At 70.1% G+C, this 25988-nt stretch carries 25 protein-coding genes; 13 read left to right on the top strand and 12 right to left on the bottom strand.

Annotated elements, in window-relative coordinates; all coding sequences use genetic code 11:
- Positions 1-63: 63 nt before the first annotated feature.
- The 6 genes from nhaA (at position 64) to ACIBF7_RS10405 (ending at position 7844) form a co-directional block, all read left to right on the top strand.
- The gene (nhaA, locus tag ACIBF7_RS10430; protein ID WP_271280008.1) at positions 64-1320 is read left to right on the top strand and encodes a Na+/H+ antiporter NhaA; all 1257 of its coding nucleotides are present in this window, start codon (positions 64-66) and stop codon (positions 1318-1320) included.
- Between the two features lie 54 nt (positions 1321-1374).
- On the top strand, positions 1375-2526 hold the full coding sequence (locus tag ACIBF7_RS10425; protein ID WP_271280009.1) for a CdaR family transcriptional regulator: 1152 nt from the start codon (positions 1375-1377) through the stop codon (positions 2524-2526).
- 75 nt (positions 2527-2601) lie between these two features.
- Positions 2602-2913, top strand: a complete 312-nt coding sequence (locus ACIBF7_RS10420) for a hypothetical protein (protein WP_271280010.1) — start codon at positions 2602-2604, stop codon at positions 2911-2913.
- Between the two features lie 198 nt (positions 2914-3111).
- A complete protein-coding gene (locus ACIBF7_RS10415; RefSeq protein WP_364227993.1) occupies positions 3112-4071 on the top strand; it encodes an arabinan endo-1,5-alpha-L-arabinosidase in 960 nt (319 codons plus the stop codon).
- A 70-nt stretch (positions 4072-4141) separates the two neighbouring features.
- Positions 4142-5548 carry a hypothetical protein gene (locus ACIBF7_RS10410; RefSeq protein ID WP_271280012.1) on the top strand — a complete coding sequence of 469 codons (1407 nt, stop codon included), beginning with the start codon at positions 4142-4144 and terminating at the stop codon, positions 5546-5548.
- Positions 5549-5621: 73 nt separating this feature from the next.
- Positions 5622-7844, top strand: a complete 2223-nt coding sequence (locus ACIBF7_RS10405; RefSeq protein WP_397196923.1) for a hypothetical protein — start codon at positions 5622-5624, stop codon at positions 7842-7844.
- A 58-nt stretch (positions 7845-7902) separates the two neighbouring features.
- On the opposite strand, the gene ACIBF7_RS10400 is transcribed toward ACIBF7_RS10405, so the two are convergent.
- Positions 7903-8853, bottom strand: a complete 951-nt coding sequence (locus ACIBF7_RS10400) for an alpha/beta hydrolase (RefSeq protein WP_271275817.1) — start codon at positions 8851-8853, stop codon at positions 7903-7905.
- A gap of 65 nt (positions 8854-8918) precedes the next feature.
- Positions 8919-10556, bottom strand: a complete 1638-nt coding sequence (locus tag ACIBF7_RS10395; protein WP_397196922.1) for a flavin-containing monooxygenase — start codon at positions 10554-10556, stop codon at positions 8919-8921.
- Positions 10557-10999: 443 nt separating this feature from the next.
- Here ACIBF7_RS10395 and ACIBF7_RS10390 point away from each other — a divergent pair, with 443 nt between their 5' ends.
- Positions 11000-11656, top strand: a complete 657-nt coding sequence (locus tag ACIBF7_RS10390) for a GntR family transcriptional regulator (protein ID WP_148032177.1) — start codon at positions 11000-11002, stop codon at positions 11654-11656.
- Here the strand turns inward: ACIBF7_RS10390 and ACIBF7_RS10385 are convergent.
- From ACIBF7_RS10385 to ACIBF7_RS10355, 7 genes are all read right to left on the bottom strand, one after another.
- Positions 11650-12837 carry a serine hydrolase domain-containing protein gene (locus ACIBF7_RS10385; RefSeq protein ID WP_397196921.1) on the bottom strand — a complete coding sequence of 396 codons (1188 nt, stop codon included), beginning with the start codon at positions 12835-12837 and terminating at the stop codon, positions 11650-11652. The two genes, ACIBF7_RS10390 and ACIBF7_RS10385, sit on opposite strands and share 7 nt — an antisense overlap.
- Positions 12838-12868: 31 nt before the next feature.
- A complete protein-coding gene (locus tag ACIBF7_RS10380; protein WP_219549009.1) occupies positions 12869-13246 on the bottom strand; it encodes a hypothetical protein in 378 nt (125 codons plus the stop codon).
- 186 nt (positions 13247-13432) lie between these two features.
- Positions 13433-13735 carry a hypothetical protein gene (locus tag ACIBF7_RS10375; RefSeq protein ID WP_148032174.1) on the bottom strand — a complete coding sequence of 101 codons (303 nt, stop codon included), beginning with the start codon at positions 13733-13735 and terminating at the stop codon, positions 13433-13435.
- A 148-nt stretch (positions 13736-13883) separates the two neighbouring features.
- A complete protein-coding gene (locus ACIBF7_RS10370; RefSeq protein WP_364228009.1) occupies positions 13884-14834 on the bottom strand; it encodes an alpha/beta hydrolase in 951 nt (316 codons plus the stop codon).
- Between the two features lie 73 nt (positions 14835-14907).
- The gene (locus ACIBF7_RS10365) at positions 14908-16050 is read right to left on the bottom strand and encodes a prolyl oligopeptidase family serine peptidase (RefSeq protein WP_364228012.1); all 1143 of its coding nucleotides are present in this window, start codon (positions 16048-16050) and stop codon (positions 14908-14910) included.
- Entirely contained in the window at positions 16034-16609 is a 576-nt protein-coding gene (locus tag ACIBF7_RS10360; protein ID WP_397196920.1) for a TetR/AcrR family transcriptional regulator, read from the bottom strand. The genes ACIBF7_RS10365 and ACIBF7_RS10360 overlap by 17 nt, the downstream gene beginning before the upstream one ends.
- Positions 16610-16702: 93 nt before the next feature.
- Entirely contained in the window at positions 16703-17635 is a 933-nt protein-coding gene (locus tag ACIBF7_RS10355) for an HNH endonuclease (RefSeq protein WP_397196919.1), read from the bottom strand.
- 160 nt (positions 17636-17795) lie between these two features.
- Here ACIBF7_RS10355 and ACIBF7_RS10350 point away from each other — a divergent pair, with 160 nt between their 5' ends.
- Positions 17796-18734, top strand: coding sequence for a macro domain-containing protein (locus tag ACIBF7_RS10350; RefSeq protein ID WP_397196918.1), 939 nt, complete (start codon positions 17796-17798; stop codon positions 18732-18734).
- Positions 18735-18741: 7 nt separating this feature from the next.
- Positions 18742-19263, top strand: a complete 522-nt coding sequence (locus ACIBF7_RS10345) for an opioid growth factor receptor-related protein (protein ID WP_271275827.1) — start codon at positions 18742-18744, stop codon at positions 19261-19263.
- Between the two features lie 33 nt (positions 19264-19296).
- Here the strand turns inward: ACIBF7_RS10345 and ACIBF7_RS10340 are convergent, their stop codons facing one another.
- On the bottom strand, positions 19297-19563 hold the full coding sequence (locus tag ACIBF7_RS10340) for a winged helix-turn-helix domain-containing protein (RefSeq protein WP_271275849.1): 267 nt from the start codon (positions 19561-19563) through the stop codon (positions 19297-19299).
- 153 nt (positions 19564-19716) lie between these two features.
- Here ACIBF7_RS10340 and ACIBF7_RS10335 point away from each other — a divergent pair, with 153 nt between their 5' ends.
- Together ACIBF7_RS10335 and ACIBF7_RS10330 are read left to right on the top strand one after the other, a co-directional pair.
- Positions 19717-19929 (top strand): DUF397 domain-containing protein, encoded by a 213-nt coding sequence (locus ACIBF7_RS10335; RefSeq protein ID WP_397196917.1) that lies wholly within the window; start codon positions 19717-19719, stop codon positions 19927-19929.
- A 188-nt stretch (positions 19930-20117) separates the two neighbouring features.
- Entirely contained in the window at positions 20118-20408 is a 291-nt protein-coding gene (locus tag ACIBF7_RS10330) for a hypothetical protein (RefSeq protein ID WP_271275829.1), read from the top strand.
- Positions 20409-20804: 396 nt separating this feature from the next.
- Here ACIBF7_RS10330 and ACIBF7_RS10325 read toward each other — a convergent pair whose 3' ends face one another.
- The gene (locus ACIBF7_RS10325; protein WP_364235134.1) at positions 20805-21980 is read right to left on the bottom strand and encodes an esterase-like activity of phytase family protein; all 1176 of its coding nucleotides are present in this window, start codon (positions 21978-21980) and stop codon (positions 20805-20807) included.
- Positions 21981-22212: 232 nt separating this feature from the next.
- Here ACIBF7_RS10325 and ACIBF7_RS10320 point away from each other — a divergent pair, with 232 nt between their 5' ends.
- A complete protein-coding gene (locus tag ACIBF7_RS10320; RefSeq protein ID WP_397196916.1) occupies positions 22213-23427 on the top strand; it encodes a P1 family peptidase in 1215 nt (404 codons plus the stop codon).
- A 46-nt stretch (positions 23428-23473) separates the two neighbouring features.
- Here ACIBF7_RS10320 and ACIBF7_RS10315 read toward each other — a convergent pair whose 3' ends face one another.
- Positions 23474-24430: a LysR family transcriptional regulator gene (locus tag ACIBF7_RS10315; protein WP_397196915.1), complete on the bottom strand. Its 957-nt coding sequence runs from the start codon at positions 24428-24430 to the stop codon at positions 23474-23476.
- A gap of 229 nt (positions 24431-24659) precedes the next feature.
- Between ACIBF7_RS10315 and ACIBF7_RS10310 the strand changes: the two genes are divergently transcribed.
- The gene (locus tag ACIBF7_RS10310) at positions 24660-25976 is read left to right on the top strand and encodes a M64 family metallopeptidase (RefSeq protein WP_397196914.1); all 1317 of its coding nucleotides are present in this window, start codon (positions 24660-24662) and stop codon (positions 25974-25976) included.
- Positions 25977-25988: the final 12 nt, after the last annotated feature.

Raw genomic sequence — 25988 nt, 5'->3', positions numbered from 1 at the left:
GTTGTCCGCCGTCATGCCCGTACACCAGCCTTGATGTGAAAACCGTTTCCCATCTGGAGGGCCATGACCGACGCCGGACGCCGCCATCTCTTCGGCCGCGGCTCGTGGGCGGAAGCCCGCCGCATCGCCGACATCCTGCGCAAGGAGACCATCGGAGGAGCTCTCCTGCTGGGCGGCGCGGCGCTGGCCCTGATCTGGGCGAACTCGCCCTGGTCGGGGGTGTACGAGGCGATCCGCGGCTTCACCGTCGGCCCCGCCTCCCTGCATCTGCGCCTCGACCTGGCGACCTGGGCGGCCGACGGGCTGCTTGCCGTCTTCTTCTTCGTCGCCGGGCTCGAACTGAAACGGGAGTTCGTCGCGGGCGACCTGCGCCAGGTGAGGCGGGCCGCGGTGCCGGTCGCGGCGGCCTTCGGCGGGGTCGTCGTCCCCGCCGCGGTCTACCTGCTGGCCACCAGGAACGTCGACGGAGCCGCGGCCGGGTGGGCGATCCCCACGGCCACCGACATCGCCTTCGCGCTGGCGGTGCTCGCGGTCCTCGGCACGTTCCTGCCCCCGGCGCTGCGGACCTTCCTGCTCACCCTGGCCGTGGTCGACGACCTGATGGCCATCGTCATCATCGCCGTCTTCTACACCGGTGACCTGGCGCCGGTCCCGTTGCTCGCGGCCCTGGTCCCGCTGGCGGTCTTCGCGGTGCTGGTACGGCGCGGGGTCCGCTCCTGGTGGCTGCTGCTGCCCCTGGCGTTCGCGGTCTGGGCGCTGGTGCACGCCTCCGGGGTCCACGCCACGGTCGCGGGCGTGCTCCTCGCCTTCGCGGTGCCCGTCGTCCGCGGCGAAGGCCGGGGGCCGGCCGAGCACTTCGAGCGCCGCTTCCGGCCGCTGTCGGCGGGGGTGGCGGTGCCGCTGTTCGCGTTCCTGTCGGCCGGTGTGCACCTCGGCGGGCTGAACGGCCTCGCGACCGCGCTCACCGACCCGGTCGCCGTGGGAGTCGTCGCCGGCCTCGTCGCCGGCAAGCCGATCGGGATCATGGCCGCCACCTGGCTGGTGGCCCGGTTCACCCGCGCCCAGCTCGACGAAGGGCTGAGCTGGCTCGACGTGCTGGGCCTGTCGATCCTGGCCGGGATCGGCTTCACGGTGTCGCTGCTCATTGGCGAGCTGGCCTTCGGGGCCGGCGGCGACCACGTCAAGCTGGCGGTGCTGGCAGGCTCGGTCACCGCCGCCCTGCTGGCCGCGGTGATCCTGCGCCTGCGCAACCGGGCCTACCGGCGCATCCACGAAGCCGACGACCGCGACGCCGCGCGCCAGGTTGGAACGCTACAGTGACGCTTGCCGGACCTCGGCAATCCAGAGCGCGGGCCTTCGGGGGAGAGCCGCACCGTGACCGTACCCGAATTCGACCTCGAGGAGATCGCCGCACGCGCGAGCGCCGACGCGGGCGGCGTGCCCGCCCGCTGGCTGGGCGAGTACCTGCCGCTGCTGGCCCAGGTGAGCAGGACCCAGGGGCATCTCGACGGCGCGGCGCTGGCGCGCATGCGCGAGTGCGGTGAGACGGCGGCACGCGACGGCATCCCGCTGCGCGCCGTCATCGACGTCCACCTGAGCGCCACCTGGCTGGCCTGGCCGACGCTGCCGGGGATCGTCGGCGCGCGGCGGGCGCAGGAGCTGCGGTCCGCGGGGGAGGCGATCTTCCGGGCCGCCGACCGGTCGGCCGGCGCGCTGGTCGAGGGGTACGAGGGAGCCCAGCGGCTGGAGATCCGCCGGGAGGAGGCCGTACGCCGGGAGTTCGTCGACGACCTGCTCCAGGGGCGCGGGGACCTCGGCACGGTGGTCGAACGCGCGGGGCGCTTCGGGCTGCGCCTGGCGGCCGCCCACCTCGTCTGCGTCGCCGAGGCCGGCCGCCCCTTCCACGACGGCGGCCCCGTCGCCCGCCATGTCGAGGCCGCGATGGACGTACGGGACGTGCTGATCGCCACCAAGGACGGCCTGCTGGTGTGCGTGGCCCCCGGTCACGCGGACGGCGTGAGCGAGGCGTTCGCCGCGCGCGTGCGGCAGGCGCTGGGCGGGGAGGAGTCGCTGCGCGTCGGGGTCGGCCGCGCGCACGAGGGGCCCGGCGGGGTGGTGCGCTCCTTCGATGAGGCGCGCAGCGTGGTGGAGTTCGGCCGCCTCCTGGAGCTGGAGCAGGAGGTGCTGTACGCGTCCGAGCTGCTCGTCCTTCAGGTGCTGCTGCGGGACAGGGCGGCGATCGCCGAGCTCGTCGAGGCCGTGCTCGGCCCGTTGCGGGCCGCCAGAGGAGGGCCCGCCACCCTGCTGGAAACGCTGTTCGCCTACTTCGCCAGCGGCGCCGTCGCCACCGCGACGGCGAGCCGCCTGCACGTGGGCGTCCGCACGGTGACCTACCGCCTCGGCCGGATCCAGCGACTCACCGGCTACGACCTCGGCCAGCCCATCCAGCGGCACGCCCTGGAGACGGCCACCCTGGGCGCCCGCCTCCTGGGCTGGCCCGGCGCGCAGTCCTCTCCTGGAACGTAGCCTGGGAGGGTGATCCTCGAATTCTTTCTCGGGTTACTGGGCGCGATCTTAGGCAGCCCCCCACATCGGTGGACGATGCCACGCGCGAGGTCGAACGCCGACGGGTCGGTGACCGTTCCCGGCGCCGTCCACGGCTTCACCTCGATCGACCGTGAGAACGGCTGGATCGGCGGCTGGCTGACGATCTCGGACGAGAAGGTGGTCCACACCATCGACAGGGAGGTCAAGGTCCTCCGCAGGACCGTCCCGCTGGAGGGGACCACCTTCGAGATCCGGGCGAAACCGGACGCGCAATACGTGACCATCGCCCTCACCACGGCCGACGGCCGGGACTTCAAGATCAACTTCGACCGGTTCTACGACCAGGCGCTCGCCCGGTTCGGGTGAGTCGGTGCCGCGCGGCCGGGTTCTGTGTGGCGCACGGTCTCCGGCGACGCTGTTAGCGTTATCACTGCGTGTCCGCATGAAAGTACGCCGACTGCCACCGCCAGTCAAGGGCGTTGACCGTTGTCATGTTTCGTGTCTATATTCCCCTCGACCCCTGGCGCACGGTCTCCTCCACCCCCCACCAGGAGAGGACCCATCGTGCGCCCAGCCATCACCGTCATGGCGGCCGTCGTCACCCTGCTGCTCAACACCACTCCCGCGCTGGCCTACCCGCCGCCCGGCCAGGTCGCCGGTGACACGGTCGTGCACGACCCGACGATGATCCGCACCCCGTTCGGCTACGTCCTGTACTCCACCCACGGCCACCTGGAGGCCCGCACCTCCGCCGACGGGGTCACGTTCACCCGCGCCGGCGACGCGTTCGACACGCCGCCCGCCTGGTGGAGCACGTACTCGGCCGAGAACGACCCCTGGGCCCCCGACATCTCCCATGAACGCGGGAAATACCTGATGTACTACGCCGTCTCCAGCTTCGGCAGCAACCACTCGGCCATCGGCCTGGCCACCAGCCGCACCGGCCGCCCGGGAAGCTGGACCGACCGCGGCATCGTGTACGCCACGGAGCTCGGCATGGACCACAACGCCATCGACCCCAACCTGCTCGTCGACCGCGAGGGCCGCTGGTGGCTGAGCTTCGGCTCGTACTGGACCGGCGTCCGCATGATCCGCCTCGACCCCCGTACCGGACTGCGGCACGAGAAGGACCGCACCCTGTACCACCTCGCCACCCGCCCCGACGCGCCGTACGCGGTCGAGGCGCCGGACATCGTCGAGCGCGGCGGCTACTACTACCTGTTCGCCTCCTACGACCGCTGCTGCGCGGGCCTGGACAGCACGTACAAGATCAAGGTCGGCCGCTCGACCAGCCCGACCGGCCCGTACACCGGCCGCGACGGGCAGCCGATGATGACCGGCGGCGGCACCCTGCTGCTGGAGACCCACGGCCGCTTCGTCGGCCCCGGCGGCCAGAGCGTCATGCGCGACCGCGGCCGCGACGTGCTCGTCTACCACTACTACGACGGCGACGACGGCGGCACACCCAAGCTCGGGCTCAACCGGCTCGCCTGGGACGCCGACGGCTGGCCGCACGTGAGCTGACGATTTACCGTCGGCATACCGGTGGTCACTAGGCTGACGGCCCTCCATCGTCTGATCTTGAAGGACCCCCGTGACCCGTCTGGCGCTCGTGACCCTCGCCGCCCTCCTGCCGGCGCTCATCCCCGGCGTCGTCCACGCCGACGTCCCCGGTGTGCGGGGGACGGAAGGCAACCTCATCAGGGAGGAGGCGCCACGGGACGACGGGATCAGGCACATGGACACCAAGGCGATGATCGCGGCCCTGAAGGCTCTCGACGCGAACACGTACGTCTATCCGATGGCCGGTGACAACGTGCACTGGGAGGACCTGCGCGAGGAGTTCCTGCCGGCCGCCGCCGACGCCGGGATCAAGGTGTGGGTGATGGTGTACTCGCCGAGCCAGCAGGGCTGCTGCGTCTCCCGTCCGTTCAAGCACGACTACGTGGCCTGGTCCCGCGAGCTCGCCACCCTCTCCAAGACTCACCCGAACCTGGCCGGCTGGACCGTGGACGACTACGCCTACGACATCGGGAAGACCTTCACCCTCGCGTACGTCCGCCAGATGAGGGACGCCGCCAAGGCGGTCAACCCGGCGTTCACGTTCAACCCGACCGTCTACTACAAGCAGTTCACCGACGACTTCATCGCCCAGCAGATCCCGCTCCTGGACGGCGTGATCTTCCCGTTCAGGGACTCGCCGCACCGCGACACCTCCTGGTCGTGGAGCCTGTCCTACCAGGTCAAGCAGCTCGCCCAGCGCCTTCCCGGCACCGACGTCTACGTGATGCCGTACGCGCACCCGCTGAGCCACGCCGCGCAGAAGCCCACGGTGTCCTACGTCGAGACGATCACGAAGCAGGCGCTCGACCTCGTCCGCGCGGGAGAGGCCGCGGGCGTCATCCAGTACAAGCTCCCGCTCATGCCCCGCGACGCCAACTGGACGCGCCCCGCGACCGACGACCTCTCCCGCACCGGCGACGGACGGTTGAGCTTCGTCGTCGAGTCCGGCACTCCGACCAAGGCCGGGATGTGGTGCGGCGCCGAGCGCACGGTCCAGCTGACGCCCGGAGCGACCAAGCGCACGGTCACCTTCTACCACCGGGACGGCCGCGGCTCCGAGAGCCCGGCCGGCTACCACAAGAAGCAGCTTCTCGTGGACGGGAAACTGGTGTGGCAGCGGGACGTCACCGCCGACGCCAAGGACACGTGGACCAAGGCCACGATCGACCTGACGGACCAGCTGGCCGGGCGGACGAGCGCGAAGCTCCAGTGGCGGCTGTTCGAGCTCAAGGGCGTGACGAACTACTTCGTCGACGTGAGTGTGGACGACATCGCGCTGACCGGCATCCAGCTGAGCGATCCCGGCGTCGAGAACGCCGCCACCTGGACGTCCGGCCTGTCACGTAACGGCGGCCCCGTCTACTGCTCCGCCCAGGTCTACCACCGGGACTACGGCGCCGACCTGCGCGAGCGCCTCGCCGGGCTGTACGGCGGCTAGGCTCCGCCCGGGACGCGGAGATCGTTCAGCGCTAGGTTGGCCTCATGGCCATGTCTGCGATCGCGTACCCGTCGTGACGTCCTTCGGCGAGGCCGCCCTGCTGCGGGCCTGCCGGGCCGGCCAGGTCGTGCGGGCGTCACGCGGGGAAGAGCTCGTCGTCGACGCCGATCTCGTGCGCAAGGTGTGCCGGCGGGAACCGGCGGAGATCGACCCCCGCGGCCTGGTGATCGAGGGGGCCAGGATCACGGGCGGGCTCGACCTGACGGGGATGGCGGTCACCTTCCCGCTCCGTTTCGTCAGGTGCGTGTTCGACGAGCCCCTCGACCTGGACGGCGCCGACCTCCACCTGCTGGCGCTCGACGGCTGCGCGGTCCCCGGCCTGCTGGCCAACGGCCTGCGCGTACGGCGGGACCTGGATCTGTCCAGGTCCCGCATCACCGGCGACCTCCGGACTCCCGCCAGCACCTCGTCCACCGCGGCCGTCTGGCTGTGCGAGTCGGAGATCGGCGGGCGCCTGCTCTGCCTGGACACGCTTATCGAGTCCGAGGGCCGGGCGATCCAGGCGGATCGCATCAGGGTCGGCGGGACGATCCGGCTGCTGCACCGGTTCGAGGCGCGCGGCGCGCTGCGGCTGATCGGCGCGCGGGTCGAGGGGTCGCTGGACCTGACCGGCGCCAGCCTCACCCGCCCCCAGCAGGACCTGGCGCTGGACCTGGGGGACGCCGAGATCGGCGGCAGCGTGTTCCTCATCGACGACCAGACCGGCAGGCGCCCGCTGGTCCGCGGCCGGATCGATCTCGGCAACACCCGCATCTCCGGACATGTCCTGATCCGTAATGCCACCATCGACCCCACAGGCCCGGTGACCGGCGTCAACTACACCAGCGGCCGCAGCACCGGCACCGCCATCAGCGCCCCCGGACTCGTCGTCGGCGGACCCCTCGGCATCGAGGGCGAGTGCAGGATCAGCGGCGGCGTGGACCTGAGCATGGGATCCTTCAGCACCATCCAGATCAGCCGCGAGAGCGTCTTCACCGTCCCCGGCGGCCGCGCCCTCGACCTGACCAACGCCGAGCTGCGGTCGAGACTCCTCATCGAGGAGGGCGCGACCGTCGAGGGCACGCTCCGCCTGGCCGGCGCCCACATCCGGGGCGACCTCACGTTGCGGGGCACCCGCTGGAGCCACCCGGAGGAGACCTCCGTCATCTCCGCCCAGGGCGCCGTGATCGACGGCATGGTCAACATGCGGGAGGTGAAGACCGAGGGAGGCCGGCTCGGCTTCCGCGCCGCGACGGTCGGCGGCGTGGTCAACGTCCGCAACGCCCGCTTACACAACCCCGGCGGCCAGGCGCTCTCCCTCGAACAGGCCCTCATCCGGGGCCCGATCCTGCTCAGCGCCGGCTTCACCGCGGACGGCGAGGTCGTGCTCAACCGGTGCGCCGCGGAAGGCCGGCTCGACTGCGACGACGGCACCTTCACCGCCGGCATCAAGGCCGTGTCGGCCACCACGCGCGAGGGCATGCGCCTGCGCTGGGCCGAAGTGCCGCCGCACGTCGACCTGACCGGCGCGGCCACCACGGTCCTCGCCGACGACGTGACCCGGTGGCCGTCCGACACGGCGATCTCCGGCTTCGTCTACGACCGCTTCGACGACGCCTGGGACTGGCGGCAGCGCCGCGACTGGCTCCGGTCCATGACCTCGTACGACGCGAGCCCGTACGAGCAGGCGGCCCGGGTCTTCCGCCAGCACGGCCGCCCGGTCGAAGCCGAGCACCTGCTCATGGAACTGCGCCGCCGGGCGCCCCGGCGCGGCTGGATCAGGGACACCATCGACGCCCTCTACGGCCTCACCGTCGGCTACGGCTACCGCCCCGGACGCGTGCTCTGGCTGCTCGGCGCCCTGCTCGTCCTCGTCTACGCCATGCTGCTCACCCCCGTCGTGCAGGAGACCCTGCGCGCCACCGACCCGCGCGGCAACGTGTACGCGGCGGACGGCCGCCTGGTCACCGTCGAGGCGGCGACCCCGGAGGACGACAGCACCGTCACCGTGTCCCGCCGGGATCCCCGGCCAGGTCCGTGCGGTGACGGCCAGGTGCGCTGCTTCGACCCGCTCTTCTACACCGTCGACACCGTCGTGCCGCTCCTGTCCCTGGGCCAGCGGGCGACGTGGTACCCGGAGACGCGCACCGGCGGCGGCTCGCTGGTGTCGGGGCTGCTCAACGTGGCCGGCCTGCTGGGATGGCTGCTGTCCACGGTGGTCGTGCTCTCCTTCGCCAGGCTGGCCAGGCCGGCGTGACGATCGACACAACCGGCGCCGTGGGCGGGAGCCCCGCCCACGGCGCCGGAGCTGTCACTCAGGCCAGGGCCCGCTTGAGCGCCTCGATGCGCCGGGCCCAGATCCGCAGGGAGAGCGGGGCCTCGGCGGCGAACGTCTCGGAGGCGTGGTAGCTGCCCGGGTTGACGTGCAGTTCGGTCGGGACGCCCGCCTGCATGAGTCGCTGTGCGAAGGCGATGTCCTCGTCCCGGAAGAGATCGACGGTGCCGACGTCGATGAAGGCCGGCGGGAGGCCGGACAGGTCCTCGGCGCGAGTCGGGGCGGCGTACTGGTCGGCGTCCTTGCCGCCGAGGTACCAGGCCCAGGCCTCGATGTTGCCCGCCCGGTCCCAGATGCCGATGTCGGTGATCTCGTGGCTCGACGGCGTCTCGTTCCGGTCGTCGATCATCGGGTAGATCGGCATCATGAAGGAGATCGCGGGCCCGCCGCGGTCGCGTGCCAGCAGCGCCGTGCCGATGGTCAGCCCGCCGCCGGCGCTGGCGCCGTAGATGGCCAGGCGTTCCGGGTCGATGCCCAGGTCGGCGGCGTTCTTCGCGGTCCACGCCAGGCCGGCGTAGCAGTCCTCGACCGGGGCGGGATGGGGGTGCTCGGGGGCGAGGCGGTACTCGACGGAGACCACGACGGCGCCGACCTGGTCGCAGATCATCGTCGCGTTGGCGTCCTCACCGGCGACGTCGCCGAGGATCATGCCACCGCCGTGGATGTAGTAGATGCCGGGCAGGGTGCCGGACGCGTTGACCGGCCGGTAGATCCGCACGGTGATGTCGGGTTCCCCGTCGGGGCCGGGGACGGTCCGGTCCTCCTTGGTGACGTTCGGGTTGTCCGGCACCTCGATCGCGCTCATCATGCCCTGGACGGCGGCTCGGCGCTGGACGATGTCGGGGATGGCGTTGAAGCCGCCGGGCATCATGCCGAGCAGCGCGTCCAGGGGGATGCGGCTTTCCGGGTCTATCAGGTCACGACGGGACATCGAGCCCTCCATGGGGGTCATGAATCCGGTGGTCTGGAGTGGGTGTTCTTGTGGTCCCGGCGGGCTCAGACGGAGAGGGCGAAGCCCTTGTAGCCCTGGGCGGCGATCTCGTCACACGTCTTGCGATACTCGCCGACACCGCCGGCGTAGGGCATGAAGACCTGCGGCTTGCCGGGCACGTTGGCCCCCATGTACCAGGAGTTCGCCTTGGGGTAGAGGGTGGCGTCGGCGATCAGGTTGACATGGTCCACCCAGGCGTCCTCGGCTTCCTGGGTGGGCTCGATCGTGGTGAGGCCCTGGTGGTCGAGATACGCGATCGCGTCGGTCACCCAATCGACGTGCTGCTCGATCGAGACGACCATGTTCGAGAGCACCGACGGGCTGCCCGGACCGGTGATCATGAACAGGTTCGGGTAGCCCGCGGAGCTGATCCCCAGGTACGTGCGAGGGCCGGCGCTCCAGGCCTCGTCGAGCGACGCCCCGCCCCTGCCCCGGATGTCGACGCTCGTCAGCGCGCCCGTCATCGCGTCGAACCCTGTCGCGTAGACGATCACGTCGAACTCGTACGCCTGGTCCGAGGTGCGGATGCCCCTCTCGGTGATCTCCACGATGGGGGTGCGTCGCAGGTTGACCAGGTGCACGTTCTCCCGGTTGTACGTCTCGTAGTAGCCGGTGTCCAGACAGGGGCGCTTGGTCCCGACGGGATACTCGGGACACAGGTCCGCGGCGGTCCGCGGGTCCTCGACGATCTGGTGGATCTTGCGGTGGATGAACCGCTTGGCCGTGTCGTTGGCCGCCTGGTCGATGCTGAGATCGGCGTACGCGGTCAGCAGGTTGACCAGGCTGCCGCTCTCCCAGGCCCGCTCGAAGGTGGCGTCGCGCTCCTCGTCGGAGACCTCCAGGGCGGACTTCGTCGGGATCGGCGTGGGGACACCGAACCCCGACTCCTTCTGGGCCTGGCGGAACGCCCGGTAGTTCGCCTTCATGGCGGCGATCTCGTCCGGGCGCAGCCTGCGGTTGCGCGCCGGGAGACTGTAGGCGGGGGTGCGCTGGAAGACGGTGAGCTGCGCGGCCTGCTCGGCGATGACGGGGATCGACTGCACGCCGGAGGATCCCGTACCGATGATCCCGACCCGCAGCCCGGTGAAGTCCACGCCCTCGTGCGGCCAGTGCGCGGTGTGGTAGGTGGCGCCCGCGAAGCGGTCGAGCCCGGGGATCTCCGGCAGCTTCGAGGCCGACAGGCAGCCGGTGGCCATGACGAGGAAGCGGGCGGTGACGGCGTCCCCGTGTTCGGTGCGCACCCGCCAGGTCCGGCCCTGCTCGTCGTACGCGGCGGCGTTCACGCGTGTCCGGAAGAAGATGTCCCGGCGCAGGTCGAACCGGTCGGCGACGTGCCGCGCGTACCGCAGGATCTCCGGCTGGGTGGGGTAGCGCTCCTGCCACTCGTACTCCTGCTCGAGGTCCTCCGAGAACGAGTACGAGTACGCCAGGCTCTCCACGTCCACCCGGGCACCGGGATAGCGGTTCCAGTACCAGGTGCCGCCGACGTCGGTGCCCGCTTCGAAGGCGACCGCGGACAGGTTCATCTCCCGGAGCTTGTGCAGCAGGTACATGCCCGAGAAGCCCGCGCCCACGACGACGACGTCGACGGAGGAGGGCACGGCGCGCGAGGCGGGCTGAGAGTCAGAGGGGGGTGCGGACATGCGTCCTCCTGGGGGGTGGTGGAAGTGATGCCTCGACAGGTGCCGGGCGGATGCCGTGTGTCCACGGGCGCCGCCCGGCCATGAGGGTGCTCGTCATCGCCCCGCGGTCACGGAGTGATGAGCTCAGGAGGGTGGATCCGGGGGAGGAGGCGGCGGGCCCTGGTGTGGCGCGGCCGCTTCGGTGAACCAGCTGGCCCCTGTTCGCGCGGCACGCCGTGCCGCGAGCGGGGAGGACCCTGCACTTTCGTGATCAGGGGTTGAACATCACGCATGTCATCTGGAAGTAGCTCGAATGTAAAATGCATTCTGCATTCCGTCAACAGTCTCCGGATCCACGAGGTGAGAGCCCGTCCCGACGGGAAACCCGCCGGTGGGGGCCGGACCGGACTGGTCAGGAACTCGTAGGATGGCCGCGTCAGATCCCTCCGAGCGAGAGCGCCGCCATGTCCTTTGCGGTACCGCTGACGCGGAAAGAAGCGGTCCTGCGTCAACTGCGAGACGAGATCATCACCGGACGGTTGAAGCCGGGCGCGGCGATCAAGGACGCGGAGATCGCGGCCCGGCTCGGCGTGAGCATCACCCCGGTACGGGAGGCGGTCACCCAACTCGCCGCCGAAGGTCTGATCGACATCTCGCCGAACCGGACACGGCAGGTCACCCAGGTGACCCAGAAGAGCGCGCTCGAGCTCATCGACGTGATGATGGTGCTGGCCTGCGCGGGTTTCGAGTGGGGCGTCGACAACCTCACCGACGAGCACCTCGCCGCCCTGCGCGGCAAACTCGACGACTTCGCCGAGGGACTGCGCCACGGCAACGCGACGGTCGCCGCCGCCGCGGGAGCCGACTTCAGCACGGTGGTCATCCTGGCGAGCGGCAACCGCGAGCTACAGACCCATGTCGACCTGGTCGTCACGCGCACCCTGCGGGTGCTCGCCCTCACCGCCGAGAGCGAGGTGTGGAACGTGTGGCTGGACGGCTACCGCGAGGTCCTCGAACTCCTCGAACGCGGCGACCGCTCCGGGGCCGCCGGACGCTACCGGCAGATCTACCGTGACTACCGCCGGCGGGTGGAGGCCATGCTGTTCGACGAGGATCACTGACGCTTCGCCGGCGCGGCGATCGCCTGCCTGACGGCGCCGAGCAGGCTCGACGCCCGCGTGTCAGGCACCCCCTCCCGGACGCGGTTCATCACGTACCCGAACGCCAGCCCGCTCTCCGGGTCGGCGAAGCCGATCGAGCCGCCCATGCCGCCGAAGCCGAACGCGGCAGGGGAGTACCAGTACGCGTCCGGGGTGGGCAGGCCGAAGCCCGTGCCGATGCGGACGGGCACGCGCAGGACGCGGTCGACGCCGGCGACCTGTTCCGCGGTCGCGGCGGCGAGGGTGGCGGGGGCGAGGACGCGGTGCCCGTCCACGTCGCCGATGAGGGCGGCGTAGAAGCGGGCCAGGGCGCGGGCGGTGCAGATGCCGTTGGTGGCGGGGATCTCGGCGGCCTGCTCCGCCGGGTCGTTGTGGTCCAGCGCGGGCTGGACGAGGGTCATCGCGCGTACGGTCAGCGACTCCGGATCGGCGTAGGCGGCCATCACCTCGCGCATGGGCTCCGGGATGGAGTCCAGGTCGATCGCGGCGGGGTCGAAGCCGCCCGGATCGGTGAGGATGCGGCTGACCCGGTGGTGCTCGGACGGCGGCAGGCCGATCCACAGGTCCAGGCCGAGCGGCGCGGCGATCTCCTCGGCGAGGAACGCGCCGACGCTCCGGCCGCTCACCCTGCGGACGACCTCGCCGACGAGCCATCCGTACGTGAGCGCGTGGTATCCGTGCCCGGTGCCCGGCTCCCAGTACGGCCGCTGGGCGGCCAGCGCCTTCACCACGGGTTCCCAGGCGATCACCTCGGCCGGGGTGACCGGCTGGTCGAGAGCGGGCAGGCCGGCCTGGTGGGTGAGCAGCCACCGGACCAGGACGCGCTCCTTGCCGCCCGCCGCGAACTCGGGCCAGTAACGGGCCACGGGAGCGTCGAGGTCGAGCTCGCCCCGCTGGGCCAGCAGGAGCGCGCAGGTCGCCGTGACCGCCTTGGTGGTGGAGTAGACGACCTGAAGGGTGTCGCGCTCCCATCGGCGGCCGGTCCCGGGATCGGCGATCCCGCCCCACAGATCGACGACCTGGCGTCCGTGCAGGTACACGCTGACCGCCGCGCCGACCTCCTGCCCGGAGGCCAGGTTGGCCGCGAACGCGTCACGTACCGCTTCGAACCCCGGTGCGGTCAGCCCACTGATTTCGGGCATGCGTCATCCCTTTCCAGTCCGTGGAAGAAGGTCAGCGGCGGAATTTCTCGACGAGCCAGGCGCACAGCTCCGGCTCGCTCATCTCGGGGAACTCCGCCGCGAACGTGGCCAGTGCGCGGAGCGCCTCGTCGCGGTCCAGGCCGAGGGCCATCGCCGCCTTGAGATACTCCTGACGCGCGGCGGTGGGACGCCCGCCACCGGACCCGCGCCCCGGCAGCCCCGCACGCCATCGGCGGATCTCCTCCAGCCGATCGGCCCGCCAGCCCGGCGTCTCGTCGACTTCGACGTCCGGCTCGGGGAACGCGTGCTCGGAGCCCGCCGGATAGCGCGTGCGCCACTTGTGCACGGCGTGCCGGCTGACTCCCAGGGCCTCGGCGACGCCGAGGACACCGAGGTAGCGCTCGGTCATGGGCGCACCAGCTCGTCCCTTCCGGCCTCCTTCGCGGATCTCCAGTATTACCCACGTCCGGCGCCCCGCCCCTCGAGGCGCCGGAAACATTGTCTCTCTTGGAGACGACGTTGGCAACCCGTCGCTCATATGCCGAGGGGCCGCCCGTTCTCCCTGTCGGAGACGGACGGCCCCTTCCGCGTGCCGTCAGCAGATGTCCGCGCCGTCGAAGTTGCGCGGGCCCCGCGCGACCTTGGAGGAGATGGTCCGGCCCGGATCGACGGTGGAGCAGTCGCCGTCGGTGCCCCGCGCCCACTTGATCTTCAGTCGTAGTCGGTAGCGGCAGTCGTTGCGGGCGTAACCCGTCTTGGTGACGATGCCCTTGGTCTGCCAGACGGCCACGCACGAGGGCGCGTTGCCCGCCGGAACCGCGGCCACGGCGGGCGTCGCGAGAGTGAGGAGGCATCCGGCGGCGGTGCAGGCGAGGAAGGTGCTCTTGAGGAGGCGCACGGGGTCCCTTTCGATTGGAGAGATGGAACCCTTCGATTTGTAGTTGACTGATTACTTTAAGTCAACATGTGAATCATGATCTGGAGGCCACCCGTGCATGACGCCGCCGCGCGGCTTCCGTACCGGCGGCGGCGCCGCGGGCGATTCGTCAGGCGAGGGCCCTGCGGAGGGCGTCGATCCGCTGGTCCCAGATGCGCCGGGAAAGGGCGGCGTCCGGGGCGAAGTTCTCCGAGGCGTGGTAGCTGCCCGGGTTCACGTGCAGTTCGGTCGGGACACCCGCCTGCATGAGGCGCTGCGCGAAGGCGATGTCCTCGTCCCTGAACAGGTCGACGGTGCCGACGTCGATGTAGGCCGGGGGCAGACCGGTCAGATCCTCGGCGCGGGCCGGGGCGGCGTACTGGTCGGCGTCCTTGCCGCCGAGGTACCAGGCCCAAGCTTCGATGTTGCCCGCCCGGTCCCACAGGCCGACGTCGGTGATCTCCTGGCTGGACGGCGTCTCGTTCCGGTCGTCGATCATCGGATAGATCGGCATCATGAAGGAGATCGCCGGCCCGCCGCGGTCACGTGCCAGCAGCGCCGTGCCGATGGCCAGCCCGCCGCCGGCGCTGCCGCCGTAGAGGGCCAGCCGCGCGGGGTCCAGGCCCAGGTCGGCGGCGTTCTTCACGGTCCACGCCAGGCCGGCGTAGCAGTCCTCGACCGGGGCGGGATGCGGATGCTCGGGGGCCAGCCGGTACTCGACGGAGACCACGACGGCGCCGACCCGGTCACAGATCATCGTGGCGGTGGCGTCCTCACCGGCGATGTCGCCGAGGATCATGCCGCCACCATGGATGTAGTAGACGCCGGGCAACTGCCCCGCCGCGTCGGCCGGGCGGTAGATCCGCACGGCGATGTCAGGCTCGCCGTCGGGGCCGGGGATGGTCCGGTCCTCCTTGACGACGTTCGGGTTGTCGGGCACCTCCATGGCGCCCAGCAGGCCTGAGACGACGGCCCGGCGCTGGACGATGTCGGGGATGGTGTTGAAGCCGCCGGGCAGCATGCCGAGCAGCGCGTCCAGCGGGCCACGGCTCTCGGGGTCTATCAGGTCGCGGGGGGTCATCACGGCCTCCAGGGTTCCGATGGTGGATTCAGCGTGCTGGCACGGAGGCCCCAGTTCAAGAGGGCGGCCGCCGTCAGGGAACGGCCCCGGCGTGCGCGGTCAGGAAGTCGTGGACGAGCCGGTCGTACCTCGGCCGGTCGACGTTCCACGCCTCGGTGTGGTCACCGCCGGGGAACTCCTCGTACCGGATGTCCCAGCCCAGACGCGGCCCGGCGGCGGCGAGCTCCCGGGAGGAGCCCACCGGGACCTCGGTGTCGTCGTCCGTGTGGATCAGCAGGAGCGGAGGCCTGACGGCGGGCGGATGACGGATCAGGTGAAGGGCGTCCTGGTCGACGCCGATCCGCCATTCCACCACCCGGCTGGAGAGCCATCCGGCGAAGGCGGGCATGCCGAACCGGGCGGCGTTCCACTCGCTCACGCGCTCCAGATCGTACGGGGGCGCGTCCATGATGACCGCGGAGACGAGATCCGCCAGCGGTGATCTCGCCAGGAACTGGCCGGCCACGACGCCTCCCATGGACGTGCCGTAGAGGACGACGCGCCGCGCCCCCAGGCCCCGCGCCGTGCGGACGGCCGCCTCCAGGTCCCGCCACTCCGTGTCGCCCAGATGGATCAGCCCGTCTGGGGAGGCCGGGGCGCCCTCGTCGTTGCGGTAGGTGATGGCCAGGAACGGCATGCCGAGCCGGTGCACGACGGGAAGCACCTTCTGGACGGCCTTGCGCCTGGCGTTCTGGCCGTGGACGGCGACGAACCAGGTGGTGCCGTCGCCGGGGACGTGCCAGGCGGGCGCCGGACCGAGCTCGGTCGGCACCGTGATCTCGGAGTAGTCCAGGCCCCACGCCACCTCCGGATCCCCGGGAGGGGCCACGTTGAGGCTGCCGGAGGTGCCGATGGACGGGACCGCGCCGTCCAGCACCGCGCGGGTCACCTTGCCGCCGCCCCGTGACGTCACCTCGCCGAGCATGGTGCCGGCGCCGCTCCATTCCAGCCAGTACGTGCCGGGCTTGCGCGTCGCCGGCGTGTCGGCCAGGGTCACGGTACGGTCGCCGGAGGCCAGCACCATGACGTCTCCCGCCCCCCAGCGCCGTACCTTGATCGCCTGGTCGCTCCCGAACCAGGCGCTGTAACCCAGCCCGGCGACCAGGACGGCCAGGGCAACACCGGCCGCGATCCACGCCCGCCGTCTCCAGCGGCGCGGCCTACGCTCGGACGCCATCGAGGACCCTCCTCGTCGCACGCGTGCACAGAGCCCGGAACTCGTCCTCTGCCAGCCCGATACGGCCGCCGAGATAGAGCTGCACCAGGCCCTGGGCGGTGGCCGTCACCGTCATCGCGACCTCCAGCGGATCGTCCGGGCGCAGCAGGCCGGCCCGCATGCCCTCCTCGACCAAGGTGACGATCTTCGTGAACGACGGTGAGGCGCCGTCCCTGAAGCCGTCAGGGAACCGCCGCGCCCGTTCACGCCGATCGGTGATGAGGAAGCGGTACAGGTGCGGTGACCCGAGGGCGAAGTCGAGGAAGTCGTCCAGCAGCCCCATCGCGCGTGACTCCCAGCCGCCGTCGCGTCCGCCCCAGCTCGCCCCGAGTTCGCGGAGAGCGCGATCGGCCACGGCGGCCAGGAGCGCCTCACGGTTCGGATAGTGCTTGTAGATCGCCATGGCGGTGATGCCTACGGCGTCAGCCACCCGGCGCATGGTCACGGCCTCGACGCCCTCGGTCTCGAGGATGGCGCGCGCGGCCTCGGCGACCCTGTCGGCCGTCTTCGCCACTGACATGTGTACAACGTATACCCGGAAGGTTTACCGCGTATACCTCATGCGACGCTTCTGGGGCCTGTGTCCCTCAAGATCGGAGGCTGGGTCGGACCGTCAGCGAAGGAAGATCTCGTCCAGATGCCACTCCAGGGCTTCCCGCTGCGGCCGGTCCGGCCGCTGGCGGGGGAGGGCGATCTGGTGCCCGGCCCGCTCGTAGAACTGGCGGCCATTGCCGAACTCCTCGCGCAATCGAGGGCTGACCAGCAGCTTGTACGACGGATCGACGGCGAGGTAGCCGCGGTCGTACAAGGTGTGCACGTCGGAGCGGAGCAGCAGTCCGTTGTCGAGCCGGTGTTCGCCGCCTCGGTGGACGGGCCGGATGTGCGCGGCCTGCAGAACGGGACGGATCTTGTCGCCGGTGATGGCGCAGCGCCGGTCGTAGGCGTCCAGGACCACGGCCTTGAACGCCTGCTGGCCGAGTCGTTGCGGCACCAGGCGGGGATCGCCGAACACCGGGCCGCCGAGATGCCACGGCTCGCTCAGGTCGATCTCCACATGGCCGCCGAGGAGCCGGGTGACGACGTCGTGGAAGAACCGGGCGTCCGGATGGGTGGCGAGATCGTACCCCTTGCCCTGGACGATGTTGGCGGCGAACGCCGGGGGAGGGCCGGCGTCGGCGTCGAGAGGGAAGAAGCAGGTGTCCCGAAGTAAGACGCAGCCGATCACGGGGTCGTCAGCTGGCGAGATCGGTTCTCTTCGATAGTGGCCGACTCGGGCACGCATCTCATGGAGGGTGGAGGCGCCGTTGGCCTCGCCGAAGATCTCCCAGGCTTCGGAGACGCGCAGCTTGACGAAACGGGCGAAGAAGCCGCCGCCGACTACCCGGTTGTGTGGGTGGTGGGTTTTGAACAGGAACGGCTCGCCCGGCCGGAGGACCTTGAACTCGCCCTTTCCCGAGGGCCGCCAGAAGTTCGCCTCGGTCAGGGCGGGGCGTGCCGCGAGGAAGCGATACCAGTCACCGTCGGTGACTCCGACGTACGCCTTCACGGGCCGATTGTGCACCGAGATGATCTGTCCGCGCCAGTGGGTGCCGGCGAGAGAGTAGCTGATCGGAGACGTCCAGGAGTGATTTTCCTAAGTGACGCTCCAGCCGGCTGATGTACGATCCAGGCCAGAAACGCAGGTGACAGCCAAGGATGCCAGCCCTATGCAAGGCATGATCGAAGCGTTAGTCCAGGTCAGGTTCCAGGTCATCGCTCTGGCGATCGGCACTCTATTTCTTCTTGTCTCTTTCTTTCAGGTCAAGGATATCGCCAAGCTGGATATAGTGCCGCTCGCGGCTCCGGTCTATCCGGTGGCCTTGGTGGGGTTGGGACTCGTTGTACTCGCCGCCGTCAGCACCTTGCAAACTCCCGCCATGGCCTTTCCCGTGCCTGCCAAGCGTCGAATAAGAATCACCTCGGACGCTGACTCCGTCAGTACGCGCATCGGTGAGAATGAACTGTCCATCAGGCTCGGCCGCATAGAAGAGATCGCCGGCGACCCGTCGTGCGCTCTGATCGTCCTGCCCGCCAACGAGTACTTCAACGGCACGTGCCTGAGTGACACCAGAAGCGCCGCGGGGGCCTTCGTCCATGCCCACTACAGGGGGCGCGTCGCCGATCTGGAGCGGGCCATCGCCGAGAGTCTGGCTGGTATGCCTGCCCAGATCGTCAAGATCAACGGCAAGGAGACCCGCAGCTACAGGCTGGGGACGGCGGCCTACATCGACCGACCCCTGGAAGGGAACTTTCACCTGCTGGTTGCTGCCGCCACCACCGAACGGGAGGGCGAGGGGCTACGGGCGGATCCGGTGGCGCTGGCTCTGATCGCTCGCAGGGCGAGCACCGTGGCCCGCGACCGTCGTCTGTCCGCCGTGTATCTTCCTCTACTCGGTGCCGGGCACGGCTCGATCAAGCCCACCCGTGCACTCCTTGCCCAGCTGCTCGCCTGGTCGGAGATTCTTTACGCTGACGCTTACCGAAGAATCGGCATCAACGTGGTCGTCTTCCGTGCTGACGACAAGAGTCCTCCCCAAGTCTCCCTCCGGGAGGCGGCACATCTCCTCAGAATCGCTGTAAGCGTCTGCGAGCCGACATCAACGTGAAGAGCCTATGAAAACCAGCGCTGTCGTCGCCTTCTACCGGCAGATCGGCACCGATGACCGCGGACGTTCGCTTGATGATGTCCGCAGCCAGGACTTCCTTGCCCTGGAAGCGGTCCACGACTACATCCAGTGGCTTTTCCCGCTACCAGAGCCCAGTATGGCGAATCACAACGCACCAGTCCTCAACGAGAACGACATCGAGGCGTTCAGGTCCGATCGCGGCCTTCAGGACGAGCTGACGGAATCCTTGCTCCGGATGCTCGCCTTCTATGGCTTGAGGCTCGACGGTCCCTTCGAGTCGCCTCGGGTCTCACCCGGTGGTGACTTCTCCGACCGAGCCTCTGTATGGCTCACCCCGTACAACCACAATTTCTTGCGTATCAGCAGGATCCTGCGTTCGCTCACCGTTCTTGGTCTTGAGAAGCACGCTCAAGCGCTCCTGGCTTGTCTGGAGGAGATATATCAGGAGTATGCCGATGTCATCGGTGCGACGAGCGTCCGCTACTGGCGCAACGCCGTGGTCAAGTGACAGGTGCCAAGCGGGGTAACCAGTGCTTGAATATCAGTCCGTTGTGCCTGCCCTTCGCATGACCACGGATCCTCTGCCGGGCTTCGTGATGATCAGCCCGCGCTCGCGGAGGATTTCGAACGCCTTGCGAATGGTGGTGCGTCCCGTACCGAAATATCCCTGGAGCTGAATTTCGGAGAGCACGGTTCGTGGAGGATATTCTCCCGCTTCGATCCGTTGCTGGATCCAGTCCGCGATCTGCTCGTACCGATAGAACTCCGGATTCCAGTCGTCTTCAGTCCACGGCGTATCAGGCAACATCACGGCCGAACCCTAAACCGTCACTGACTTCCATAGCTAGACCAAACAGTATAGGTCGGGCTTGGACTAGCCATGAATAGGCCGGTATAGGTAGCGTTCGTGGGCCAGAACGGAGCCCGACCCTGAGGGCTCGGACGAAAGGAAGACCACGCAATGGATCTGTATGGCTGTCACCTCGAAGGGGTGTCGTTCAGCCGGGCCTGTGGCGGCAACCAGCAGGAGGAGGAGATGGACTCCTGTGTCCTGATCGCGCCCATCCCGGGGGTGGAGGACGCTTACGCGGTGCGTGACTCGAAGAACCCGGATGCCGGGACGCTCCGGTTCACCGGTGACGAGCTTCGCGCCGCCGGCCTGTCCACTCTGTAGGCATCACCCGCGTCGACGGCGGTCCCTGCCTGATCACAGCAAGCAGGGGCCGCCGCCCCCAACCGTACCCGGAGCGCCTCACCATGCATTGGCACGCCTACCAGTGGACCGGCCCGGGATCGGAACGTGCGAACGAGGCCGGTCGCCGCCCCACCTCGCCGGACTTTCCCGCGTCGCTCCTCCCTCCGATGCGGACCGGCGACTGGCTGCTCAAACCCCCATCACGGATCGCGGCCACCTTCGACCAGGTCGGCCCCGCCGTGGCCTGGCTGGCTGAGGAGTACGGCAGGACCTGCACCGCGCTGCTGTGGCCCGACCGCATCCCGATGAAAGATCGGTTGCAGTCCGCCCGCGACCTGTTGCCCCGCGGGGTGGACGTGCAATGGGGTGAGTGGTTGCACGGCGGCCGGTTCGCCACGATCGGCATGATCTGCTGCCCGAACCGGCATGTCCCGCACCAGTGCCCGGGGTCTGCTTGAAGCAGCCACTACGGCGACATGCTTATCCGGGGCCACGGCCCCCCGGAAGGCGCGTTCATCACGAACGTGCCTTCTGTTTTGGCCCCGGCAGGCAAGCCTCCGCACACCGTCTCGGTGCCGAGCACAACCTCGTGGTCGTTGCCGTCCTCATGGGTAACCGAGGGCAGATCATGGAGGTCAGCCCTCAGGCCGAACCGGCGGCACCGCGCAGGGGGAGCGTCAGTGGTTCGAGCGGGGCGACGGCTCACTGCTGCCGGTCTCCCGGATGGCCACCACCTGCCGGATCGGCGGAGGGCCGGAAGAGGGCTCTTCCACGAGGTCGGCTCCACCGTGCACGCCGAGGAGGCGACGTGCCCGTGCCCCTCCCAGGGCGGGAGGGGCACGGGCACATGAGGGTCAGCGGGTGGCGTGCAGCGGGCGCGGCAGCTTGATGGTGATGAACTCGTTGTCGTCCGGCTTGCCGGGCGTGCGGCCGGTGGAGAACGGGAAGTTGTTGTCGTTGGCGACGATCAGGGTGCGGTCGTCGAGGATGGCCACGTCCTCGATCGTCTCGAACGGGAAGCGGAACGTCCTGCCGAAGCCGCCGAGGCCCTTGGGGTTGGCGATGTCGAGCAGGTCGGCGACGAGCGTCTTGTCCATGGCGCCGTCGTGGTTCCGGTCGCGGACGTCGGCCAGGTAGATCTTCTTGGTCCTGGCCGCGTCGCCCTGGGCGCCGTCACGCTCGATGATCAGGAACCGGTTCCGGTCCACGACGACCGCGTCGCCGATGGCGTGGCCGGGGGCGTCCAGCGGGTAGGTCCAGCGCTTGCCGGTGTAGGCCCGCTCGCGCACGTCGAACTCGTACATGCGCAGGGTGCCGGCCGGGTCGCCGCTGACGGTGCCCTCCAGCAGCGGGTAGAGCCGCTTGCCGTCGAGCGAGCGCGCCATGCCCTCGAAGCCCTTGCTGCGGCCCAGGTTCGGCTCGGCGCCGTTCAGGAACGGGTTCTCCGGCGCCTGGACGCCGGGCAGGGGGATGGGCGCTTCGAGCAGTCTGCCCGTCGAGGAGAAGTGCAGCAGGAACGGGCCGAACTCGTCGCCGATCCAGTAGGTGCCGTCGGTGGCGCGCACGATCGACTCCACGTCGAAGTCGGCGCCGGTCAGCCGGCGGTCCTCCCTGGTGATGGGGAACGTGATGTGCCGGTCGGGGTCGGCGAGGTCGAACCCGCCGAGCACCTTCACCGTGCCGCCCCGCAGGTCGGGCTCGACCCGGTGCACCCGCAGCAGGTAGTCCGCGCTGTTGCCCTTACTGCCGAAGCCGTTGTCGGACAGCATCTCGTAGACGCCGCCGCCCCGGGGCACGATGCCGCTGAAGCCCTGCACGGGCTGGCCGGCGAAGGGCGGGGTGAGGCCGTTGACCGGGTCGGGGCCGAGCTGGGTGCCCGAGGTCTCGCTGTTCGGTACGAAAGTCTCGGCGGGCAGCGAGGCGAACCCGGTGAGGGTGGCCCGGCCGGGGGCGGCGGGCTTGGCCGCGGCGGGCGCGGCGAGGCCGGTGACCAGCGTGGCGACACCGAGGGCGAGCAGTGCACGTTTCATGTCGGGCACGCTAGGGAGGCCGTGTTAATCGACGCCCAACGTCGGACGTCCTTCCGGCAGGGGGCCGGCGAACTCACGCGATCGCGGACGTACTGGCGAAAACGCCGACTATAGCTACAAATCGGCACACTACGATCTTTACCTTTGCTGGTCCGACCAGTAGCCTCAGTGCACTCAGTAGCGCGCGCACTCCCCGACGTCCCTTCCCGCCCCCCACTGGAATGAGGGATCCATGAAGCCACGCCTCGTCGCACTGCTGGCCGGAGCACTGATGCTCACCGTCCCCGGAAGCGCGTCCGCGCAGGCCGCCACCGCCGCGAACACCCCCGGGCTGCCCGGCCCCGACAACGCGATCACCGACGTGCCCGGCATCAAGGTCGGGCAGGTCCAGTCGGCCAGGGCGCCCTACCTGACCGGCACCACCGTGATCTACACCCCGACGATGTCCGTGGCCGGCGTCGACCAGCGCGGCGGCGCCCCCGCCACGAAGGAGACGGACCTGCTCGACCCGCTCAACTCCAACCCCGGCGTGAACGCGGTGATGCTCGGCGGCAGCAGCATGTACGGGCTGTCCGCCACCGACGGCATCATCAGCTGGCTGGAGGAGCGCGGCGAGGGCGTCAGGGTCGGCTCGGGAGTCGCGCCGATCGTCCCCGCCGCCGACATCTTCGACCTCGGCCGGGGCGGGAACTTCAAGGCCCGTACCACGCCCGAGTGGGGCTACCTCGCCGCGCAGGCCGCCAAGGAAGGGCCGGTACGTCAGGGCGTCGTCGGCGGCGGCACCGGTGCCCGCGCGGGCGGGCTGAAGGGCGGCGTCGGCACCGCCAGCATGACCCTCAGCGACGGCACCGTGGTCGGCGCCATCGTGGTGGTGAACTCGGCCGGTTCGCCGGTCGACCCGCGCGACTGCTCGCTGTTCGCGGCCCGGTACGAGGTGGCGGGCGAGTTCCGCGGCCTGGAGACGCCGAAGGCCAAGGAGTGCCGGCCGGAAGCCAAGGCCGACGCCCCGTCGCTGAACACCACGATCGCCGTGGTCGCCACGAACGCGCCGCTGGAGAAGGCCGCCGCCGCGCGGATGGCCGGCAACTCCCAGGACGGTCTGGCCCGCGCGATCAGCCCGATCCACACGCTGGGCGACGGCGACACGATCTTCGGCATGTCGACCGGCACCGGCACCCCGCTGCGGGTCAACAACCCGGCCGACTCGCGCCGGCTCAACGAGATCTTCAACGCCGCGACCGACACGCTGACCCGGGCCACCGGCCACGCGATGCTGAACGCCACGTCAGTCGGCACGACCCAGAGCTACTGCGACCGCTACCCGTCCGCCTGCAAGAAGGTGAAGCCGCTGCCGCAGAACAAGCAGGGCGAGGCGCCTGAGGTGACCAGGGACGCGCTGGCCGCCGCCGCGGAGAAGGTGCGCGAGGTGGCCCCGCTGCCCCAGTAGCACCGCATCGGGCCGCTTCCCCGCACGTGCCGGGGGAGCGGCCCGCTCAGTGTCGCGGATCACCTCCGAAGTGACCTCGTGCCTGCCAGGCGCTGTAGACCGGGTGGGCGGCCAGCGCCTCCTGATGGGCCTGCGTGGCGAGGGCGACCAGTTCGCCCGCCCGGTCGGCGAGCGCGCCGTCGAGGCGCCAGGCGACGAGGTGCCTCATCCACAGCGGGGCGCCCGCCAGCGGGCGGACCACGATGCCGTCGCCGGGCGGGAACGTGGCCTGGCACGGCGTGACGGCCTGCCCCGCGGCGACGAGCAGCCGGATCATCGGCGCCTCGATCATGATGTGCGGCACCCGAGGTGCGAAGCCGGCGTCCCGGCACGCCGTCACGAAGCACTCGGGCCAGCCCGCCCCGTCAGGAGGCGACAGGACCCAGTCGTCGTCGGCCAGCCGGGCGAGGGGCACCTCTTCGAGTGACGCGAGAGGGTGGCCGGCGGCCATCGCGACGAAGACGGGCTCCATGGCGATGGGGCGCACGCCTATCGCGGCGGGCACGGCGAGTTCGTGGCCGGGGTAGTCGACGAGCGTGGCCGCGTCCAGCCGCTTGGAGGCGAGCAGGTCCATGAGCAGGCGGGGCGAGTGCTCGGTGTGCACGGTGATCGGCGTGCCCGGCGTCCCGAACAGCCTGCGCAGCAGGCCGCCGAGCACCGGGTTGGCGTAGCCGCCCATCCGGGCGACGCGCGGCCGGTCCGGGGCGGGCGTGGTGTCCGTCATCAGCTCGTCCACGATCTGGAGCGCCGCTCTGGCCCGGATCAGCACGAACCGGCCGAAGGGGGTCGGGGTCATGCCCAGCCGGCCGCGCCGGTAGATCTGCCCGCCGAGCGTGGCCTCGATCCGCCGCAACTGGGCGGTGAGAGCGGGCTGCGAGACGCCCAGGACGACCGCCGCCTTGCTGAGACTGCCCGCGTTCGCGATCTCGCACAACGTCCGAAGGTGCCGCAACTCCAGCTGCATGCGGCCAATCTAGTACGACATAACCCTAGGGTGATCGGGCGCGCGTGGGTGCCCGTACCCACGAGGAGGGCCATCCCGAAAGGGGATAACTCCCGGGTTATGTGGCGTGCCGACCTGCGGCCCGCCGGGCGCCCTCCGCCGCCGGCCCGGATCGACACCGCAGCGTTATTGCCCCATGAACGCGCAGCCGCGAACAATCTGCGCCATATCGCTGTCGATGGAGACAAATATGCGCAAACTTGGCTTGGTCGTGGGGGGCGTACTCCTCGCGACGTGTTTCTCGGTCCCGCCCGCGACCGCGTCCGATGACCACAAGGTGGAGATCTTCGACGAGAGCGGGCCGCGGGGCTACACCGACGTGCCGGGCGAGATCGGCCCGCGGGCGAGGTCCCGGCAGGCGCCGTCCGCCACCGTGACGCCCATCGAGGTGAACGGCCCCAGCGACAAGCGCATCGACCTGGTCTACCTGGGCGACGGCTTCACCGAGTCCGAGATGGACCGCTACACCTCCCAGGTGGAGACCAGCTGGAACCTGCTGGCCGAGCGCGAGCCGTTCAAGAGCTACCGGAAGCTGTTCAACGTCTGGCAGGTCAACGTCGTCTCCAACGAGTCCGGCTCCGACAACGACCCCGCCGAAGGGATCGAGAAGGACACCGCGCTCCACAGCACCTACTACTGCGACGGGCTGGCACGCCTGGTCTGCGTCGACGTGCCCGCCGCCGAGTCCTACGCCGCCCTGGCGCCCGCCTTCGACCAGATCGCCGTGGTCGTCAACAGCGGCACGTACGGCGGAGCCGGCTACATCGAGGAGGACCTGGTCACCTTCTCCGGCGGACACGTCTCCGGCCCGGAGATCCTTCCCCACGAGCTCGGCCACTCCCTCGGCGACCTCGCCGACGAGTACCCGTACTGGGCCTATCCCGACGACGGCAGCGTCTACACCGGCGAGGAGCCGCCGGACGCCAACGTCTCCGTCCACGACGCCGGAGAGCAGACCGCGCGGCGGACCAAGTGGTGGCGCTGGCTCGGGGCCGAGACCCCCGACGGCGGCGTCATCGGCGCCTTCGAAGGCGCCTACTACCACAATCTCGGCATCCACCGGCCCAGCGACGACTCGCTGATGCGCACCCTGCGCAAGCCCTTCAACTCGGTCGGCCGCGAGGAGATGACCCGCAAGTTCTACGAGCTGACCGGCATCGTCGACGCCGCCACCCCGCCGAGCGACAGGCCGATCCGCAAGTCGGCCACCCTGACCGTCACCCACGTCGACATCCCGACCGTGTCCACCCGGTGGTTCGTCAACGGGCACGAGATCGCGGAGTGGGCCGGCCTGGCCTCCGTGCAGGCCGGCGAGCACAAGCCGCCCAAGCAGCGCGGCAAGCCCGAGGCTCCGTGGTGCGGGCGCAAGGACCTGCGGTCGAAGCACTCGTGCACCTATACCGTCGTCGTCTCCGACTCCACCGGCTTCATCCGCGATCCCGCGTACCGCGAGAACGCCCTCACCTCCACGATCACCTGGACGTTCGGCCACGCGCACGCCCACTGACAGGGCCGCGCC

This window comes from Nonomuraea sp. NPDC050478 (genome assembly GCF_044458265.1).
Taxonomy (GTDB): Bacteria; Actinomycetota; Actinomycetes; order Streptosporangiales; family Streptosporangiaceae; genus Nonomuraea; species Nonomuraea ferruginea.
The sequence above is the reverse complement of the archived record's forward strand: the minus strand, read 5'-3'. Positions and strand labels throughout refer to the sequence as shown.